At 53.1% G+C, this 17430-nt stretch carries 16 protein-coding genes; 9 read left to right on the top strand and 7 right to left on the bottom strand.

All coding sequences use genetic code 11. From position 1 onward, the window contains the following. The first annotated feature begins 60 nt into the window (after positions 1 to 60). On the top strand, positions 61 to 702 hold the full coding sequence (locus tag EH207_RS09675) for a bifunctional 4-hydroxy-2-oxoglutarate aldolase/2-dehydro-3-deoxy-phosphogluconate aldolase (RefSeq protein WP_137713814.1): 642 nt from the start codon (positions 61 to 63) through the stop codon (positions 700 to 702). Between the two features lie 59 nt (positions 703 to 761). On the opposite strand, the gene purT is transcribed toward EH207_RS09675, so the two are convergent. Next, on the bottom strand, positions 762 to 1940 hold the full coding sequence (gene purT, locus EH207_RS09670; RefSeq protein WP_137713813.1) for a formate-dependent phosphoribosylglycinamide formyltransferase: 1179 nt from the start codon (positions 1938 to 1940) through the stop codon (positions 762 to 764). Between the two features lie 265 nt (positions 1941 to 2205). On the opposite strand from purT, the gene EH207_RS09665 reads away from it, so the two are divergent. Then, the gene (locus EH207_RS09665) at positions 2206 to 4248 is read left to right on the top strand and encodes a S9 family peptidase (protein WP_137713812.1); all 2043 of its coding nucleotides are present in this window, start codon (positions 2206 to 2208) and stop codon (positions 4246 to 4248) included. 291 nt (positions 4249 to 4539) lie between these two features. Here the strand turns inward: EH207_RS09665 and EH207_RS09660 are convergent, their stop codons facing one another. Further along, on the bottom strand, positions 4540 to 4770 hold the full coding sequence (locus EH207_RS09660; protein WP_137713811.1) for a DNA polymerase III subunit theta: 231 nt from the start codon (positions 4768 to 4770) through the stop codon (positions 4540 to 4542). Between the two features lie 326 nt (positions 4771 to 5096). On the opposite strand from EH207_RS09660, the gene ftnA reads away from it, so the two are divergent. After that, positions 5097 to 5609: a non-heme ferritin gene (gene ftnA / locus EH207_RS09655; protein ID WP_137713810.1), complete on the top strand. Its 513-nt coding sequence runs from the start codon at positions 5097 to 5099 to the stop codon at positions 5607 to 5609. A gap of 269 nt (positions 5610 to 5878) precedes the next feature. Then, positions 5879 to 6232 carry a YebY family protein gene (locus EH207_RS09650; protein ID WP_137713809.1) on the top strand — a complete coding sequence of 118 codons (354 nt, stop codon included), beginning with the start codon at positions 5879 to 5881 and terminating at the stop codon, positions 6230 to 6232. A 468-nt stretch (positions 6233 to 6700) separates the two neighbouring features. Here the strand turns inward: EH207_RS09650 and EH207_RS09645 are convergent, their stop codons facing one another. Then, positions 6701 to 6985 carry a CsbD family protein gene (locus tag EH207_RS09645; protein ID WP_137713808.1) on the bottom strand — a complete coding sequence of 95 codons (285 nt, stop codon included), beginning with the start codon at positions 6983 to 6985 and terminating at the stop codon, positions 6701 to 6703. 254 nt (positions 6986 to 7239) lie between these two features. Between EH207_RS09645 and umuD the strand changes: the two genes are divergently transcribed. The 3 genes from umuD (at position 7240) to EH207_RS09630 (ending at position 9951) form a co-directional block, all read left to right on the top strand. Further along, positions 7240 to 7659 carry a translesion error-prone DNA polymerase V autoproteolytic subunit gene (umuD, locus tag EH207_RS09640; protein ID WP_137713807.1) on the top strand — a complete coding sequence of 140 codons (420 nt, stop codon included), beginning with the start codon at positions 7240 to 7242 and terminating at the stop codon, positions 7657 to 7659. Between the two features lies 1 nt (position 7660). Next, positions 7661 to 8923, top strand: a complete 1263-nt coding sequence (gene umuC / locus EH207_RS09635) for a translesion error-prone DNA polymerase V subunit UmuC (RefSeq protein WP_137713806.1) — start codon at positions 7661 to 7663, stop codon at positions 8921 to 8923. A 335-nt stretch (positions 8924 to 9258) separates the two neighbouring features. Beyond that, entirely contained in the window at positions 9259 to 9951 is a 693-nt protein-coding gene (locus EH207_RS09630) for an extensin-like domain-containing protein (protein WP_377805049.1), read from the top strand. Positions 9952 to 9981: 30 nt separating this feature from the next. Here the strand turns inward: EH207_RS09630 and EH207_RS09625 are convergent, their stop codons facing one another. The 4 genes from EH207_RS09625 to yebS form a co-directional block, all read right to left on the bottom strand. After that, a complete protein-coding gene (locus tag EH207_RS09625; RefSeq protein WP_137713805.1) occupies positions 9982 to 10173 on the bottom strand; it encodes a YdfD/YebW family protein in 192 nt (63 codons plus the stop codon). Between the two features lie 128 nt (positions 10174 to 10301). After that, positions 10302 to 11744 carry a 16S rRNA (cytosine(1407)-C(5))-methyltransferase RsmF gene (gene rsmF / locus EH207_RS09620; RefSeq protein WP_137713804.1) on the bottom strand — a complete coding sequence of 481 codons (1443 nt, stop codon included), beginning with the start codon at positions 11742 to 11744 and terminating at the stop codon, positions 10302 to 10304. Positions 11745 to 11858: 114 nt separating this feature from the next. Further along, a complete protein-coding gene (locus EH207_RS09615) occupies positions 11859 to 14492 on the bottom strand; it encodes a PqiB family protein (RefSeq protein WP_137713803.1) in 2634 nt (877 codons plus the stop codon). Next, entirely contained in the window at positions 14443 to 15759 is a 1317-nt protein-coding gene (yebS, locus tag EH207_RS09610) for a membrane integrity lipid transport subunit YebS (protein WP_137715312.1), read from the bottom strand. The genes EH207_RS09615 and yebS overlap by 50 nt, the downstream gene beginning before the upstream one ends. Positions 15760 to 16097: 338 nt before the next feature. Here yebS and EH207_RS09605 point away from each other — a divergent pair, with 338 nt between their 5' ends. Both EH207_RS09605 and proQ read left to right on the top strand, forming a co-directional pair. Beyond that, the gene (locus EH207_RS09605; protein ID WP_137713802.1) at positions 16098 to 16604 is read left to right on the top strand and encodes a GAF domain-containing protein; all 507 of its coding nucleotides are present in this window, start codon (positions 16098 to 16100) and stop codon (positions 16602 to 16604) included. Between the two features lie 84 nt (positions 16605 to 16688). Then, complete coding sequence (gene proQ / locus EH207_RS09600; RefSeq protein WP_137713801.1) at positions 16689 to 17429, top strand: RNA chaperone ProQ; 741 nt, start codon at positions 16689 to 16691, stop codon at positions 17427 to 17429. Position 17430 lies beyond the last annotated feature (1 nt).

Raw genomic sequence — 17430 nt, 5'->3', positions numbered from 1 at the left:
GGGTGATCGGGGGTGTATATTATTAACGATGCCTGAGGGCATGGCTGGAGATAACGCTTAATGAAAAACTGGAAAACGAGCGCGGAGCAGATTTTGACAGCGGGTCCGGTTGTTCCTGTTATTGTGGTCAACAAACTGGCGCATGCCGTACCAATGGCAAAGGCGCTGGTTGCGGGTGGCGTTCGCGTTTTGGAGCTGACATTGCGTACCGAGTGCGCGGTAGACGCGATCCGCGCTATCGCAAAAGAAGTGCCTGAAGCCATTGTTGGCGCGGGGACGGTAACCAACCCGCAGCAACTGGCGGCGGTAACCGAAGCCGGCGCGCAATTTGCCATCAGTCCGGGGCTGACCGAACCGTTGCTGAAAGCGGCTAACGAAGGCACGATTCCACTGATCCCCGGTATCAGCACGGTTTCTGAACTGATGCTGGGCATGGACTACGGTTTACGAGAGTTCAAATTCTTCCCGGCGGAAGCTAACGGCGGCGTCAAAGCTTTGCAGGCGATTGCCGGGCCCTTCGCGTCAATTCGTTTCTGCCCGACCGGCGGCATTACGCCGAACAACTATCGCGATTATCTGGCGCTGAAAAGCGTACTGTGCGTAGGAGGCTCCTGGCTGGTGCCGAATGACGCGCTGGAATGCGGCGACTACATGCGCATCACCGAACTGGCCCGCGAAGCGGTTGAAGGCGTGCCAGCGTAATTCCACCAAGCCGATGCGCACAAGCCACCCAGACACGGGTGGCTTTTTTGTGCTATCGCTTAACCGCTGACTTTTACCGCTGCGGCGGTTTTTTTCGCTAATGTCACCGCGTCGTCCGTGGTTTCCGCCGCCGCCAGCGCAACGCCCATGCGACGTTTTCCGCTGATGTCCGGTTTGCCAAACAGACGGATCTGCGTATGAGGCAGTAAGGCGTTTTCCAGCCCCTGATAGCGGACATTGCGACTATCAAGCTCTGGCAGAATCACGGCGGATGCCGCCGCGCCATACTGACGGATCGCGCCGATTGGTAATCCTAAAAAAGCCCGTACGTGTAAAGCGAACTCAGACAGATCCTGTGAGATCATCGTTACCATACCGGTATCGTGAGGGCGAGGGGAGACTTCACTGAAGATCACGTCATCGCCGCAAACGAACAGTTCAACACCGAACAAGCCATAGCCGCCCAACGCTTTGACCACCTGACTGGCAATCGCCTGCGCCCGTTCCTGCGCCAGCGCGCTCATTTGCTGCGGCTGCCATGATTCGCGATAGTCGCCGTCTTCCTGACGATGACCAATCGGCGCGCAGAAATGAACACCGTCAACAGCGTGGATGGTCAGCAGCGTGATCTCGAAATCGAACTTAATCAGCCCTTCGACAATCACCCGGCCACCGCCCGCCCGTCCGCCTTGCTGCGCATACTGCCATGCCTTCTCCAACTGCTGCGGTTTATGAATCAGGCTTTGGCCTTTGCCGGAGGAGCTCATCACAGGTTTGACAATGCAGGGATAGCCAATCTCAGCCACAGCCTGGCGGAAACTCGCTTCACTCTCCGCAAAGCGGTAGGTGGAGGTTGGCACCCCCAGCGTTTCCGCGGCCAGACGGCGAATACCCTCACGGTTCATCGTCAGGCGGGTTGCTTCAGCGCAGGGAACCACATGGTGGCCCTGTTGCTCCAGCGTCACCAGCATATCGGTGGCGATGGCTTCAATTTCCGGCACGATGTAATCTGGACGTTCCGCTTCAATCAGCGTCTTTAATGCTTCACCGTCCAGCATGTTAATGACATGGCTGCGATGCGCAATCTGCATGGCGGGCGCGTCGGCGTAGCGATCAACCGCGATAACTTCAATACCCAGGCGTTGACACTCAATCGCCACTTCTTTGCCTAACTCACCGGAACCGAGCAACATCACGCGTGTGGCATCGGTTCGCAGGGCCGTTCCAATTGTTAACATAACGTCTACCTGATCGGGTTGTAAAAACCGGCGCAGTATAAACGAAAACGTTTGCGTACGCATCACAGTCACTGAACGTGCGGGCTCTGCGGGGCGAACGTCGAACAAGGAGGCGTCTGGCTTGGCATCCCCGGAGAATCATGCCACTCTGCATGAAAGAAAAAGGATGCCTGTGACGGGCTATCCTGCCCGTCACCCTGACCTGATTTATTTCCGAACACATTCTTTCAAAACTGGCCTTTTCAAAAAAGGGGAACCGAACGTAATGAGTGCACCGCAAGCAGAAAAAAGACCCCATCCGCTGACCATTCATGGCGATACGCGCGTTGATAACTATTACTGGCTGCGTGACGACCAGCGAGCCGACCCGCAGGTGCTGAATTATCTTCAGCAGGAGAATCGCTACTGTAACGATGTGATGGCGCCCTACGGCGATCTTAAGCGGGCGCTGTATGACGAGATGGTCAAACGAATACCGTCTGAAGATATGTCAGTGCCTTATGTCCGCAATGGCTATCGCTACCAGAACCGCTATGAGCCGGGCAAAGAGTATCCGATCTATTTGCGTCAGCCGGAACAGGTAACCACCGAGTGGGAAACGTTGCTGGATGGTAATCAGCGGGCGGAGAACCATGAGTTTTACAGTCTGGGGGCGCTGGAAGTCAGCCCGAATAACCAGATTCTGGTGCTGTCTGAGGATTTCCTTTCCCGCCGGCAATATGACATCCGTTTCCGTGACCTGACAACCGGGGAGTGGCTGCCGGATGTGATTGAGAACGTGTCCGCCGGGGCTGAATGGTCTACCGATTCAACCACCCTTTATTATGTGCGCAAGCACCCGCAGACGCTGTTGCCGTATCAGGTTTATCGGCACCGTTTAGGCAGCGATCCTGCAAACGATGCGTTGGTGTACGAAGAATCGGATGATACCTATTACGTCGGCCTGGGAAAAACCACCTCAGAGCGCTACATCATCATTTATCTGAGCAGCACCACCACGACGGAAGCGCTGTTGATCGATGCGGATGAGACGGACGCGGTGCCGCAGGTGTTTATTCCGCGGCGCAAAGATCACGAATATGGCGTCGACCACTACAACGACAGCTTTTATCTGCGCTCTAACCGGGAAGGTAAAAACTTTGGTCTTTATTGTTCGCGGAAGCCCGGCGAAAACGAACTGGAAACAGTGATTGCGCCGCGTGAGCGTCGGGTGCTGGAGGGCTTTGCGCTGTTTCGTGACTGGCTGGTGGTCGAGGAAAGGGAACGTGGCCTGACCAGCCTGCGGCAGATCCATTGGCAAACGCGGGAAGAGAAGGACATTACTTTCAATGATGCCAGCTATGTTACGTGGCTCGCCTATAATCCATCTCCGGAAACAACCTTGCTGCGTTATGGTTACGCCTCAATGACCACGCCGAATACCCTGTATGAGTTGAATATGGATACCGGTCAGCAGAAACGGTTGAAGCAGGCCGAAGTGAAAAACTTTACGCCGGACGACTACCAGAGCGAGCGCCTGTGGGTCAAGGCGAGGGACGGCGTAGAAATTCCGGTATCGCTGGTTTATCGCCGGGAACATTTCAAACCGGGGCGGAATCCGATACTGGTGTACGGCTACGGCGCCTATGGCAGCAGTATGGAGCCCGATTTCAGCGTCAGCCGGTTAAGCCTGTTGGATCGGGGATTTGTCTTCGCGCTGACGCACATTCGAGGCGGTGGCGAGCTGGGGCAGCAGTGGTATGACGATGGGCGGCTGCTGAATAAAATGAATTCGTTCACCGATTTCATTGATGTTTCACAGGCGCTGGCCGGGCAGGGCTATGGCGATCGTCAAAACATGTTCGCGATGGGCGGCAGCGCCGGTGGATTATTGATGGGAGCCGTTGTCAATCTGGCGCCGAATCTGTTTAAAGGCGTGGTGGCACAGGTGCCTTTTGTGGATGTTCTGACGACCATGTTGGATGAATCTATCCCGTTAACGACCGGAGAGTATGAAGAGTGGGGCGATCCAAACGATCGCGCCTATTACGAGTATATTCGGCAATATAGCCCGTACGACTGCGTTACCGCGCAGGCTTACCCCCATATGCTGGTGACCACCGGGCTGCATGATTCGCAGGTTCAGTACTGGGAACCCGCAAAATGGGTGGCCAAGCTGCGTGACATGAAGTCGGATGAGCGATTGTTATTGTTGTATACCGATATGGATGCCGGGCATGGCGGCAAGTCGGGACGCTTTAAACATTATGAGGATATTGCGCTGGAGTATGCGTTTCTGCTGATGGTACTGGGGACGCCCGGCGCTTGATGCTGGATTGTTATCGGGAGTAAACCCGCAGGGAGGCGGGTTTACCGATCGGTATCGTGGGTTTAATTGATGTCGGCCTGTGGTTGACCTTTTTTCGCCTTTTTATCCGCCCGTTTTTCCGCCGCGGTTTTCAAGGGCTTTTTCTTGCTGTTCTTTTTGCTGTCCATTCCTTTACTCATATCTTACCTCGTCTGGTAGTAAAAGGTTGGTTTGCCCACCCATTAACCGCCTGTTTTACCCAATATGCAAGGGAAACGCGGTTTTTATTGCGAGTCTGCTGAGCTGGAAAAATTATTTGGCCTTAGGTTCATAAGGAAGGCGAGAAAACTGCAACGACAACTGACGATAAACGGCAACGCGCTCGCGGAAATAACCGCGCAGATGCTCTGGCTGCTCTTTCTCAATCATTTCAGGAATGACAGGCATATTATAACGTTCTTTGAACGCTACCCCTGACGCCGCTAAATCAACATTGACCTTATCCATTTCTTCTTTGGAAAGTTCTGCCAGATTGTGTCCCATCGCGTTTTCCCCCGATTAACTGTGACGATATGCTGGCGTCACGGTAAAACAGAGCCATGGAAATCGCAAGTTATACCCGTCACCTTTCAATTTGCAGAGGTTAGATATATTGAATGTTTATTTTGATTGATAATAAAAACGGTTATCAATCAAAAACGTTTCTTTATTGAAAATGAAAATAATTATCAATAATAAAAAACAACCAATTGATTTTATTATTGATAATTATTTATTGTTGATTTAATTGATAAGATGTTTTTTATTTTTACGTTTCAAGGCATAATGGCGATCAATTATTTTGCTTGCCAGAAAAATAAGGAATGTCTATGTTAAAAAAAGAAATGACTCAAAAACTGAATGAGCAGCTTAATCTGGAATTTTATTCTGCGAATCTGTATTTACAAATGAGCGCCTGGTGTGGGGATAAAGGTTTTGAGGGCGCTTCTGCATTCCTGAAAGCCCATTCCCAGGAAGAAATGCAGCATATGCAGCGTTTGTTCAACTACCTGGACGACACCGGCAACCTGCCGATACTGGGAGCGATCCCCGCGCCGCCGGTAGAGTTCACTTCACTCTCTGACGTTTTCAAACTCACTTACGAGCACGAACAGCTCATCACCTCAAAGATCAATGAACTGGCGCATGCCGCGATGACGTTGCAGGACTACTCCACCTTCAACTTCCTGCAATGGTATGTTGCAGAGCAGCATGAGGAAGAGAAGCTGTTCAAATCCATTCTTGATAAGCTGGCGCTAGTCAATACCGATGACGGCGGCCTGTTCTTCATTGATCAGGATCTTAAAAAAATGTCTGCAAGCGTTTCAGGTTCAGCGAACTGATGCCGTAAGGCGTTTTCTGCTAGCGGCGTGAGGGAGCGTGTTTCTCGCCTCACGCTATTTTAAATCGCCGCGTTATTTTCCCCTCTTTATCTTTCCGCGTTTCCCTGCCGATTTGCCGCTCGACTTCATTGAATACTGTCGCTATGATCGCTGACAGAACTTATACGCAACCTCATGTTTTATAAGGTTTGAGATTTATCTTTGCCCGTGCCGGACGGTTTAATATGATGGCGCGCAATCGTCTGGATAATCATGTTCAGGAACCTCCGATGAAAAAACTACTTTTATACTTTGTCCTCGCCTCCCTGCCTGTGAGTGTATTCGCTGCGGCGAAACTGGCGAACATCAGCCGTCTGGAATACGGAGAACGCTGGGCCTTCACGCGAGAAGAAGTTCAACTGATATGCCGGCCCGGCAATGCGCTGTATGCCTTGCATACCGGAACATTGATGCAATATCCCCTCAATGACACGGCAACGGAGCAAATGAAAGCGGGGTTGGTGAACGCCAAGCCGATCGATGAAATCTGGCTGGATGACCCTAAAAACCCAGGTCAAAAGAAAAGTCTGCAACCTTTCATTGAACGTGCAGAGCAACTCTGCCAGCCGGATAATAAATCCTGAACTGATTGATTTTTATTTTATTGTTAATTAATTGGTTTTGAATAGTTATTGTAAAGTGTGAAATCTGTTCCATTTGTGATAACTGCTGATGAGTTGAAACTGGAAAACGCGAGAGAATTTACTAAGCTTATGTGACAAGGCTCGTTCAGCTTGTATAAATGCCAACTTTTAGCGCAAGGCTCTCTCCCAAGAGCCATTTCCCTAGACCGGATACAGGAATCGTATTCGGTCTTTTTTTAACTATTTGTTAATACGCGCTAAATCCCAGAAAAATACCGAGGTATGCCTAAAAAGCAACTGCGTTTTTTTATATGGACTGATGATGATTTCAATCAATAAGATAATGCCAAGATTGAAAAACATCTTCCTGGCAATCCAGCATTTTTTAAACTCACTAAAGTTTCAATCATTGGTAAGGCGACTAATGTCGCCTTACCGTGTTGACAAGTCCCTGAAAGGGACTTGAGATTATTTGCGCCCTGCCAAAAGGCCAATCACGATACCAATCGCGCCAGCGGCTAATAGACTTGCAATGGGGGATTCTTTAACTTTACCGGCAACGGTATTTGTTGCATCGCATAGTGCATCACAAGCTTGTGCCGCGTATTTTCGGGTAGCGCCTTTTATTTGATGTTTCGGTGAATCAACAACATCGCCGAAAGTTTCCTGAGCGGCTCCGGCAACCTCATTGGCTTTGTTAGCGGCTTTATCTGCGAGGTTTTCAGCATCTGTATCAAAATTATTTTTCGACATCGTTTATCTCCGCGTTATCTCATTAATGACAATACAAGGATAGTTCGAAATGCCGTCCAATCCACTGTTGATTGCATCATCAATGCGAATTCAGCAGGGCGTATTCAAAAAAAGGATACCGCGTTACGATAGGCAAAAACTAAATATTCAGCGCTATCAATTCGTTAATAAAAACATTCATGTGCAGGCTTGACCATTTACGTGATGAAATAATACTGTATGCATGAACAGTGCCATAACAGAATGTAAAAATCGTGAAGTTCATAAAAACAATAGAATTGTCAGAACCCGTTGAATTGCCGCTTTTCACCGATCGAGTTGAATGCGGATTCCCCAGCCCAGCCCAGGATTACGTTGAAGAACGTATCGATCTCAACAAGTTGCTTATTCGTCATCCCAGCGCGACCTATTTCGTCCGCGTCAGCGGCGATTCCATGTCTGGGGTGGGTATCGCTGATGGCGATATGCTGGTGGTCGACTGCGCGATAACGGCCAGACATGACGATATCGTGGTTGCCGCCGTGGACGGCGCTTTTACGGTCAAAAAATTGCAGCTTCAGCCGGAAGTGCAACTGATCCCGATGAACAGCGCATACCGTCCGATCCGCTTTGGAAATGATGATGCGCTGGAAATCTTCGGCGTGGTGACGTTTACGATAAAAGCCCACTGCTAATATGTTCGCACTCGTTGATGTAAACAGCTTTTATGCCGCCTGCGAGACGGTATTTCGGCCGGATCTGAGAGGCAGGCCGGTGGTTGTGTTGTCGAATAATGACGGTTGCGTTATTGCCCGCAACGACGGGGCGAAAATGCTGGGCATCACGATGGGGGCGCCGTTTTTTAAGATAAAAGATGCGCTGCAACAGCACGGCGTGCAGGTATTCAGTTCAAACTATGCGTTGTACGCGGATATGTCGAACCGTGTTATGGCGACGCTGGAGGAAATGGCGCCGGCCGTTGAGATTTACTCCATTGACGAGGCTTTTATGGACATTTCCGGCGTCGTCCACGGTGTGCCGCTGGAGCAGTTTGGCCGGGAGGTGCGCGCCCGGGTGCAACAGCATGCGCATCTGACCGTTGGCGTGGGTATCGCGCCGACAAAGACGCTGGCTAAGCTGGCGAACTATGCCGCCAAGAAATGGCGTAAAACGGGCGGTGTGGTAGATTTGTCGCTCCCTGAGCGTCAGCGGAAACTGCTGGCGCAGGTGCCGGTGGCGGATGTGTGGGGCGTCGGGCGTCGGATCAGCAAGAAACTGAATTTGCTGGGGATTGAAACGGCGCTGCATCTGGCGGATTGTTCGCCCTGGGTGATCCGCAAGCATTTTAATGTGGTACTGGAGCGTACCGCGCGGGAACTGTGCGGCCAGCCGTGTCTGACGCTGGATGAGTTTGCGCCGACAAAACAGCAAATCGTATGTAGCCGTTCGTTCGGTTCGCGTATTACCCGTTATGAAGATATGCGTGAGGCGGTGTGCGCGTATGCCGGACGCGCCGCGGAAAAACTGCGGGCTGAGCGTCAGTATTGCCGCCTTGTCAGCGTGTTTGTGCGCACCAGTCCGCATACTGAAGAAGAGGTTTTCTATTCAAACCAGGCGAGCGGCCAGCGGATGATTCCCTCCAACGACACGCGGGACATCACCCGCATGGCGACAGCAGCATTGGACCGTATTTGGCTGGAAGGCTACCGTTATATGAAAGCGGGTGTCATGTTGAGCGACTTTTTCAGCCAGGGGGTGGCGCAGCTCGATTTTTTCGACGACCATCCACCCAGAAAAAACAGCGCGGCCTTGATGTGCGTATTGGATGAACTTAATCAGAGCGGCAAAGGCAAAATCTGGTTTGCCGGGCAGGGTATTCAGCAAGCTTGGGCGATGAAACGGGACTTTCTCTCTCCGGCCTACACGACCCGGTATGCCGATTTGCCCATCGTCAGATAGGGCAATACACCACATACGGCGGCTGCCAACGCAAAAAGCCCACCGAAATGGTGGGCTTCGCTTTCCCTGATGTCATCGTTATCGTTTGAATTCTCCAGTGTCATGATGACATCAGGTGTGATTATTTTATAAACGTTTATACAGATCGATTCTTCATTATTGATCGGTTGTAGCGATAAGCCGGGTTACAAGACTCCCGTAAGCAAACAAAGCGTCCATGATTATCACAGATCTAGAGGAATAACTATGCGGATTTCAGCACCTCGCTTGGCGGCGGTCACGCAGTCATTACGCCCGATAGGGTTTGAACCGGAGGTGGGGACGTGGTACGAAGAATGCTGGTTGCTCTGATTATTCTGGGGGGGCTGATGGCGCTGGCGCCCTGGCTTCAACGCCACCTTCCTCCCGGCTATGATCCGTTTTCGCCGCTATCGGTTGACGACCCGCCAACCTTCGTCACACGTTTCAAACTAAAGCAAGTGGCGAATGACCCCAAAGCATGTCTGGCGATATTGATGCAGGCGCAGGAAAAAGGGCGGGTGACCTTTTCGCAGGTGAGTGATGTTGAAGGCCAATGTCCGCTGTCTTCGCCTGTTCGCGTGCAGCGTTTTGGCGCTGTCGGACTCAGCGCCAGCTTTCTCGCCAGTTGCCCGCTGGCGTTGAGCAGTACGATGTTTGTGACGCAATCGACTCTGCCGCAAGCGGCGCGGATGAACACATCGCTGGTACGGATCGACCATGTCGGCAGCTACGCCTGCCGCAATGTTTACCATCGTCCCGAAGGGCGATTGAGTGAGCATGCCACGGCGGAGGCGTTGGATATTGTCGGTTTTCGCCTGGCGGACGGACAGCGGATCAGCGTACTGAACCAATGGCCGCAACAAAATGAACGAGGTGACTATCTGCGAACCATCTTCGTCTTTAATGATAGCTGCCGTTTTTTTGGTAATTCGCTGGGGCCGGAATATAACGCGGCACACGCAAACCATTTTCATCTGGGTATGAGAGGTTTTGGCGTATGTCGGTGATATTGTTCGAACGAGCGGGCGTGTGGCGGATTAAAAATCCGTGTATTCCTTTGCCGGCATCCAGAAACCGTCAATAAATTCCTCAATAGGATAACACCCCGCGCGGCGCAAACGTTGCTCGTCCATCGCCCGCAGACATTGTGTTTCCGTGTTATAAGCATCGACCACCAGTTCATCACAGCCATGCCCGAGATAGCAAACAAATATCACCAGTGCAAACATGATGCCCTCAACTTTCTTTCCGACATGCTATAGGCAATTGTAGATGAAAACGCCGCAGATGGGGGGCGCGCGTTTATCAGGCGATTTTATCACCGCCAGATGACGGCTTCGCCGCCAGCGAAGACCGCTTAGCGCCGCGCCGGGCCAGCGCCGTCACGGACCAGATCGCGCGGCAAATTGTTTTTGATCCGACTACCGATGCGTTTCGCCAGACCGACCGGGCAATCCTGATAAGTGAGCAGCAGTTCATCCGCGGCGGGAAGCGGCTCCGGGTAACTGTCTTTGCCCTGAAACCATTCGGCGGCCTGTTGGGGCGTCAGCGCATAACGGTGACGAACATCGGATTTTGCCAGGGCGATAACGGCTTCATGCTGCCAGCGATAGCCTTTGGGAAAGCGTTCCGCCAGCTTGACGCCAATCCGCGAGAATTTAATGTTGCCAAACGCAGAAACCAGCGCGGTGGGAAAAAGCCAGATTTCATTGTCACGCTGCCATAGCTGATGCTGATTGCCGCGCCATGCCAGACCTTGCTTTTCCGCAGCTTGAGTCACCAGCGCCGCATCTTTGCCGTTCAGCGGCGAGAAGGGGAATTTGCCCACTTTATAACCCGGCGCCGGGAGCGGCGGCACGCGGGCCGTTTTTCTCAGGCGGGCGACAAAAAAACCTTCACTGTCATAGATTTGCGGGAAGACATGTAAAAAGCCTTCTTGCGTGGCGGCCAACGGCGCATTCGGGAACAGGTCGGTTAACGGTTCAAATTCACAGGCATCGGGGAACTGCTGCTGTAACCAGTAGCAAACCTGCTGATTTTCCTGCGTATTGAGCGTACAGGTCGAATAGATCATCACCCCGCCGGGTTTCAGCGCGTGGAAAGCGCTTAGGATCAGGTCGCGCTGGGTGGCCGCGATGCTGATGATACTTTCCGGCGACCAGTGGCTCATGGCGGCCGGATCTTTACGGACGACGCCCTCGCCGGAGCACGGCGCATCCAGCAGAATCGCATCGAAATACTCGGGCAGGGCGGCGCCAAAAACCCGGCCGTCGAAATGCGTGATCGCGGTATTGCTTACCCCGCAGCGGCTGATGTTGGCATGCAGCACTTTGACCCGGCTGCCGGAGTATTCGTTGGCGATAATGCCGCCCTGGTTGTTCAGTCTGGCAGCCATCTGAGTGGTTTTGGAACCGGGCGCGGCGGCAATGTCCAGAACTTTTTGCGGCGTTGAGCGGTCATGGAGCAAAGCGCTGACCGGCAGCATCGAACTGGCTTCCTGAATATAGAAAAGGCCGCTAAGGTGTTCCAGCGTATTGCCCAGCCGAACGGTTTCATCGTCCGCGTTTAACAGCCAAAAGCCCTCTTCGCACCACGGAATCGGTTCAAATCGCCATCCATAAGGCTCAACCTGTTGCAGAAATGCTTCAACGCTGATTTTTAACGTATTGATACGAATACTGCGGCGCAAAGGCCGTTGGCAGGCGGCAATAAAATCGGTCATTGAGAGATGCGCGGGCATGATTGCCTGCGTTGCATTAAGGAATTCAGCGGGCAAATCGGCCGGAGTCTGTTTAGCCACGTAAGATGTCCCATTACAGCGATAAAGATTAGGCGGCGGAGTTTACCATAAAAGTGATATCCGCCGAATGGGAAACGCCGGGGCGGTAAAGCGGTCCCGTCCCGGCGTGGTTTTTTAGTTCGTCGGGATTGCCGTTCCCCATTGCCGCCACGCCTGCGGCTCTTCATCGCGCAACAGAAAATGTTTTCCTTCCTGCGCCAGCGGTGCCAGCGGGGTGGTGGCCGGCGTCGCAAACGCAATCCCCCCGCGGATGAACTGCTGAAAGGTGCCGGTTTTTATCACGCTGCCGGTTAAACCGAACTCCAGGTTGTAGCCGGAAGCCAGCCAGAATACGGAGTTAACTCTCACCAAATGCTGATAACCTTTACTGATACGCAACGCAACCGTGATGCGATCGGAGAGCGTCCCCAGCGACAAACCGGTGACGGTTCCCACTTCAATGCCCCTGAACAACACCGGCGTGCCCACCTGTAACGCGCCCGCTTCGGGCGCATCCACGTTGATATTTAATCCATCCTGATAGCGTGAATCGGAAATTGATGCCTGTTGCAGTTCAAAACTGCGCGTCACGCGGCCGCTGCCCGGTTCAACATTGATGTACGGCTGGAATAACGTTTCCAGATGATTCACGCCGGCCGCGGAAATTTCCGGCGTCACCACCGAAAAACGCGTGCCCGACCGAGCGAAATTCCGCACGTATTCGGGATAAAGCACCGCCCGTACCCAGACTTCGTTACGCTGTTCGGACAGTTTTAGCGAATCAAGCTGACCGATATCAATGCCCAGATAGCGAATCGGCATCCCCGGCGACAGCTTGCTGGCGTCATAGGTGCGAAGGATGATGCGGCTGCCGACCGCACGGGCCGCGTTTTCGTTATTGTAAAGGACGCGTTTTCCTCTTTTGACTTCTGGCGCGCCCTCAAGATTGTCAAAGCTGATGGCGCCTTTCAGCGCACGATTGAGCGGAGAGGCCTGTACGGTCAGACCCGTGGTATTCAATTGCACGCGGGCGCCCCCTTCGGCCCAGAAAACGCTCTTATCCGTCAGCAAGTTGCGGTATTCCGGCCGGATATGGACATCCACTTCAAAATAATTTGCTTTGGGCCGGACGCGCGTGATTTCACCCACCTCAAATTTACGGTAGAGCACAATCGAGCCGTCCTGAATATCAGGCAGACTGTCCGTGACCAGCGTAAGCGTGGGCGAAGGCGCGGCGCCCCGAATCCCGTCTTGCGCTTTTTCAAGGTCGCTGAAAAGCGGATAATTCGCCATCACCTCGCCGCGAGTGCCCGGCAGCACCTGAACCCCTCCGCTTACCCATTCTTGCGCGCTTGCCCCCAGCACCTGTATGCCATCCAGCCCCACTTTGACATTTACCCGGCTGTTGACGACAAACTTGCTGTCCTTGTGCAGCAGGTGACGATACTGCGGCGCAATGACCAGAACAAAACGGACGGCTTGTTCATCCAGCGTGCGCTTAACGATTTGACCGATTTGTACGCCGTGCAGTAAAACAGGCTGCCCACTGTCGATACCGTAGCTCTGCGCCGCGTTCAACTCTATGGCTAGGGCGCCGGGCTGGGCCAACTGTCGCTGGCCGCTGTCCAGCACCTTAAAGTGTTGGCGCGGTTCGCCTTCGCCGGGGATCAGCGTCAGCGTCGGCCCGCTGAGCAGGCTGGGAATGTTCAGATCGCTAAGCGAAAGTCTGGGCTTAGTCAGTTCAATACGGGTGCCTTCACGCATCAGGGAAACCACGGCGGGATTGACAATTAACTCGCCGCTGACGCGCTGACTGTCAGGGACCAGCGTAATGTTGTTCAGCGTACCGACTTCCAGTCCCTGATAGATCAGCGGCGTACGGCCTTGCGCCAGCCCGTCTCCTGACGGCAGATCAAGCGTTATCGCCACCCCGCGCCGGCTTTGCGCCAGATCGGGATACAAACGGTAGGTTTGCTCGGCGCTGGCGTCTTCACTGTTTTCCGGCGAGTCGAACGCAATTGCGCCGTTAACCAGCGCGGCCAGATTCTCCATTTCAACCCTGGCGCCGTTAAAGCTGATATCCGCATTGAAACCGGATACGTTCCAGAAGCGGCTGTTGTTTTTCACCAGATTGGTAAATCGCCGTTCAATCAGCACATCAATCGTCACGCCCTGGCGATCCTGGGAAACCGTGTAGTCATAGACTTTTCCTACCGGAATTTTACGGTAATAGACCAGCGAACCATTGTTCAGCGAACCTAAGTCATCGGCCTGTAGGTGGATTAACAGCTCGCCGGTGTTCACCCGATATTTGGGCTGGGTGTCCAACGCGGAAAAATGTGACTGTGGCTCGCCTGTCCCCGGCATCATGCCGATGTAGTTGCCGCCGACCAGCGCGTCCAGCCCGGACACGCCGGCAAGCGACGCTTTGGGCGTCACCAGCCAGAATTGCGTGCCGCTGCGCAAGGCTTCCGCCATGTCGCTGTTGATGCTGGCTTCAACCTGAATGGTGTGCAAATCGTCACTGAGCTTAATATCTTGCACGGTGCCGACTTCAACCCCCTGATAGCGCACCGGCGTGCGCCCGGCGATAATGCCGTCCGCCGACACGAAATCAATCGTGACGGTGGTGCCGCGCTCTTTTTGGTTGGTATACACCAGCCAGCCGGCAATCATCAGCGCAATTAACGGCAGCAGCCAGAAAGGAGAAAGCCGACGTTTATTCTTCACCGCCGCCTGGCTCGTTATCTCGGGTTTGTCGTCTTGCATCGTTATCCCACATCAGTCGGCTATCCAGCCGTTCAACGGCCAGGATGGTGAGTATAACTGCCGCCCCAAAATAAAAGGCGGCAGGCCCCATGGTAAAAGCGAGTAATTGATCGCGGTTGACGAGCGACATCGTCAGCGCAATGACAAAGAGATCCAGCATGGACCAGCGTCCGATCCAGGCAATCACCCGCAGCATCCGCATTCTGACCATGATGCCGCGCCCGGCCCGGAAATGAATGCTGAGCAATAGGCCGAACAACACAATAACCTTAGTAAACGGCACCAGAATGCTGGCGATAAAAACCACTATTGCCACCGGAATGTTGCCGGTGGCCAGAGAGAGGATGCCGGAAAAAATGGTGTCTTCGGTACGTGCGCCGTTCACGTAGATAACAGAGATAGGCAGCAGGTTGGCCGGAAACAGAAAAATGACCGAGGCAATCAGCGCGGCCCAGGATTTTTGCAGGCTATGGCGATGCCGAAAATGTAGCGGAACGTGGCAACGCGGGCAACGTCCCAGGTTGTCGGGCGAACTGGTTAAGTGGCAGGAGAGGCAAATCCGATAGCGCCGTGGTGAAATAATCGGGCGCAGGCGCGGGTAAAAGCGCTGCCACAACTGGTCGGTATTCAAATGGATCAGCGTCAGGATGCTCAATACCATCAGCACCAGAAAGGCAATCAGGCCGTGCCCCGGCTGAACATCGGCGAACTCTCGCATTTTGATGGCGGCGACCGCCATGCCCACCAGATAGATATCCAGCATCATCCATGCTTTCAGTCTGTCCAACATCAGCAGAACCGGCCGCAAGTTCATGCCGAAGCGCGGCGCAAAGAACAGATACAGCAGCGAGAAGGCCAGCGTCAGTGGAACGCCGACGGTGCAGAACGCCACCATGCTCGCCGTCACCGGATTTCCCTGACGGGTAATCTGCCAGATACCTTCAAACAGGCTGGCATTGATGGATACGCCAAGCAGACGAATACTGATTAACGGTTCGGTGAAGGCAAACGGCATAAGAACCAGCATGGCAACGGCCATGGCAACCAGCCGTGAAATGGGCCAGTCGAGTCCTGAACTGACTTTGGCGTCGCAGCGCGGGCAGTTGGCCGTCTGATTACGCTTGAGCGGCGGCAGCACAAAAAGCGCGTCGCATTCCGGGCAGCGAGGGTAATGCGCCACGGTCTGCGATGACAGCGCGCTGACGTCCGTCCGCGGTGGTCTGGAAGACGGAAAAAGGGCAGGACTGATTATGTGGTATATCTTCATATTTCCCGCGGCCAGATGAACAGACGCCATTCAGTGTATCAGGTACTGGCGCACAACCGAACGTCGCCATCGCGTAACGGCATGATACGCGACATAAAAACAAGGCATACACGCTTTATGCTGTTTATATTAATCTATGCTGTTTATGGCGATGGGCGACGTCATGAGCGAAAGCTGCGTGGCGGCCGACATAAATAGCACATTATGCACGCTGTATGCAGGGTAATGCAGGGATTCTCCGCGCTAATGCATGGATCTTGTGGCATCCTGTAGCGGATATTTCCGTATGGCAAAGGTGTTGTTATCTGTCTGAACTGAAAAGACAATTAAATATTATTATGAATAAACATGTTTTTTATGAGGATCTGGTCAGCGATTTATCATCGCTGATTGCGACAGAAAATCGTTTTATAACGATTTTAGCAAACTGTAGCGCATTGCTGTTTGAGCGTTTGGATGGGGTTAACTGGGCCGGTTTTTATCTACTGGAAAACGATATCTTGTTCCTGGGACCTTTTCAGGGACGGGTTGCCTGTGTCCGTATTCCGGCGGGGAAAGGCGTATGCGGCCGGGCGATCGCTGAAAATCGAATCCAACGTGTAGACGATGTGCACGCTTTTCCCGATCATATTGCCTGCGATGCGGCAAGCAACGCGGAAATTGTTCTGCCGCTAACGGTCGGCGGTCAGATGATTGGCGTTTTAGATATTGATAGTACGGTTTATAAACGGTTTGACGCGGATGACGAGGAAGGGCTTAAGGCCGTGGTGAACGCGCTCTGTGCACAACTTGAAGCGAGCGATGTGCTGACTTTTATCAATTCTCTCACGTTGAGACAAGGATAACGTAGCAATTGCTGATGGCGTCATTATAATGACGCCTGTTCATGCCTGCGCTGGTTGGCAAACCCGTTGTAATCAGGAAATTTCATGGAAAATCAACCTAAGTTGAACAGCAGTAAAGAAGTTATTGCCTTTTTGGCAAAGCGGTTTCCGCTTTGTTTCACCACTGAGGGTGAAACTCGCCCATTAAAGATCGGTATATTTCAAGATCTTGTTGAGCGAGTGCTGGAAACGGAGAACGTCAGCAAAACGCAATTGCGATCCGCTTTGAGGCTTTATACCTCAAGTTGGCGATATCTGTACGGTGTTAAATTGGGCGCTCAACGTGTGGATTTGGATGGAAATCCCTGCGGCGAGCTGGAACAGCAGCATGTCGATCATGCTCGCAAGCAATTGGAAGAAGCGAAGGCCAGGGTCCAGGCGCAGCGCGCCGAACAACAGGCGAAAAAACGCGAGGCCGCCGGAGAATCCGCTGAGTCTGCACGCACCCCTCGTCCACAGGGGCAGGGCAAGCGTGCGCCGCGTCGTGACCGTGACGGCGTATCGCGTAAACCACATCAGCCTTCGTCCCGCCAGTCGCCGTCCTCTCCCCCTCAGCAGCCCGCCAGGACTCAGCCACGCAAGGCTGAACCCGCCGCCAGTGAGTCTCAGCTACAGCGCGTTGCGGTTACGGATGTATCCAAACTGCAAATCGGTCAGGAAATCAAGGTCAGAGCCGGCAAAGATGCCATGAACGCCACTGTGCTTGAGATTGCCAAAGGTGAAGTCAGAGTTCAGTTGGCTTCCGGCATGGCAATGATTGTGCGCGCAGAACATTTGCAGTTCTGAT

This window comes from Brenneria rubrifaciens, assembly GCF_005484945.1.
Taxonomy (GTDB): Bacteria; Pseudomonadota; Gammaproteobacteria; order Enterobacterales; family Enterobacteriaceae; genus Brenneria; species Brenneria rubrifaciens.
Note: the sequence above shows the minus strand (reverse complement) of the source record. Positions and strands in the feature narration are given on the sequence as shown.

What these genes read in the sequence shown, in the direction of transcription:
- EH207_RS09675 (WP_137713814.1), top strand. Translation starts at nt 61, where the DNA reads ATGAAAAACTGGAAAACGAGCGCGGAGCAGATTTTGACAGCGGGTCCG.
- purT (WP_137713813.1), bottom strand. Translation starts at nt 1,940, where the DNA reads ATGTTAACAATTGGAACGGCCCTGCGAACCGATGCCACACGCGTGATG.
- EH207_RS09665 (WP_137713812.1), top strand. Translation starts at nt 2,206, where the DNA reads ATGAGTGCACCGCAAGCAGAAAAAAGACCCCATCCGCTGACCATTCAT.
- EH207_RS09660 (WP_137713811.1), bottom strand. Translation starts at nt 4,770, where the DNA reads ATGGGACACAATCTGGCAGAACTTTCCAAAGAAGAAATGGATAAGGTC.
- ftnA (WP_137713810.1), top strand. Translation starts at nt 5,097, where the DNA reads ATGTTAAAAAAAGAAATGACTCAAAAACTGAATGAGCAGCTTAATCTG.
- EH207_RS09650 (WP_137713809.1), top strand. Translation starts at nt 5,879, where the DNA reads ATGAAAAAACTACTTTTATACTTTGTCCTCGCCTCCCTGCCTGTGAGT.
- EH207_RS09645 (WP_137713808.1), bottom strand. Translation starts at nt 6,985, where the DNA reads ATGTCGAAAAATAATTTTGATACAGATGCTGAAAACCTCGCAGATAAA.
- umuC (WP_137713806.1), top strand. Translation starts at nt 7,661, where the DNA reads ATGTTCGCACTCGTTGATGTAAACAGCTTTTATGCCGCCTGCGAGACG.
- EH207_RS09630 (WP_377805049.1), top strand. Translation starts at nt 9,259, where the DNA reads ATGCTGGTTGCTCTGATTATTCTGGGGGGGCTGATGGCGCTGGCGCCC.
- EH207_RS09625 (WP_137713805.1), bottom strand. Translation starts at nt 10,173, where the DNA reads ATGTTTGCACTGGTGATATTTGTTTGCTATCTCGGGCATGGCTGTGAT.
- EH207_RS09615 (WP_137713803.1), bottom strand. Translation starts at nt 14,492, where the DNA reads ATGCAAGACGACAAACCCGAGATAACGAGCCAGGCGGCGGTGAAGAAT.
- yebS (WP_137715312.1), bottom strand. Translation starts at nt 15,759, where the DNA reads ATGAAGATATACCACATAATCAGTCCTGCCCTTTTTCCGTCTTCCAGA.
- EH207_RS09605 (WP_137713802.1), top strand. Translation starts at nt 16,098, where the DNA reads ATGAATAAACATGTTTTTTATGAGGATCTGGTCAGCGATTTATCATCG.
- proQ (WP_137713801.1), top strand. Translation starts at nt 16,689, where the DNA reads ATGGAAAATCAACCTAAGTTGAACAGCAGTAAAGAAGTTATTGCCTTT.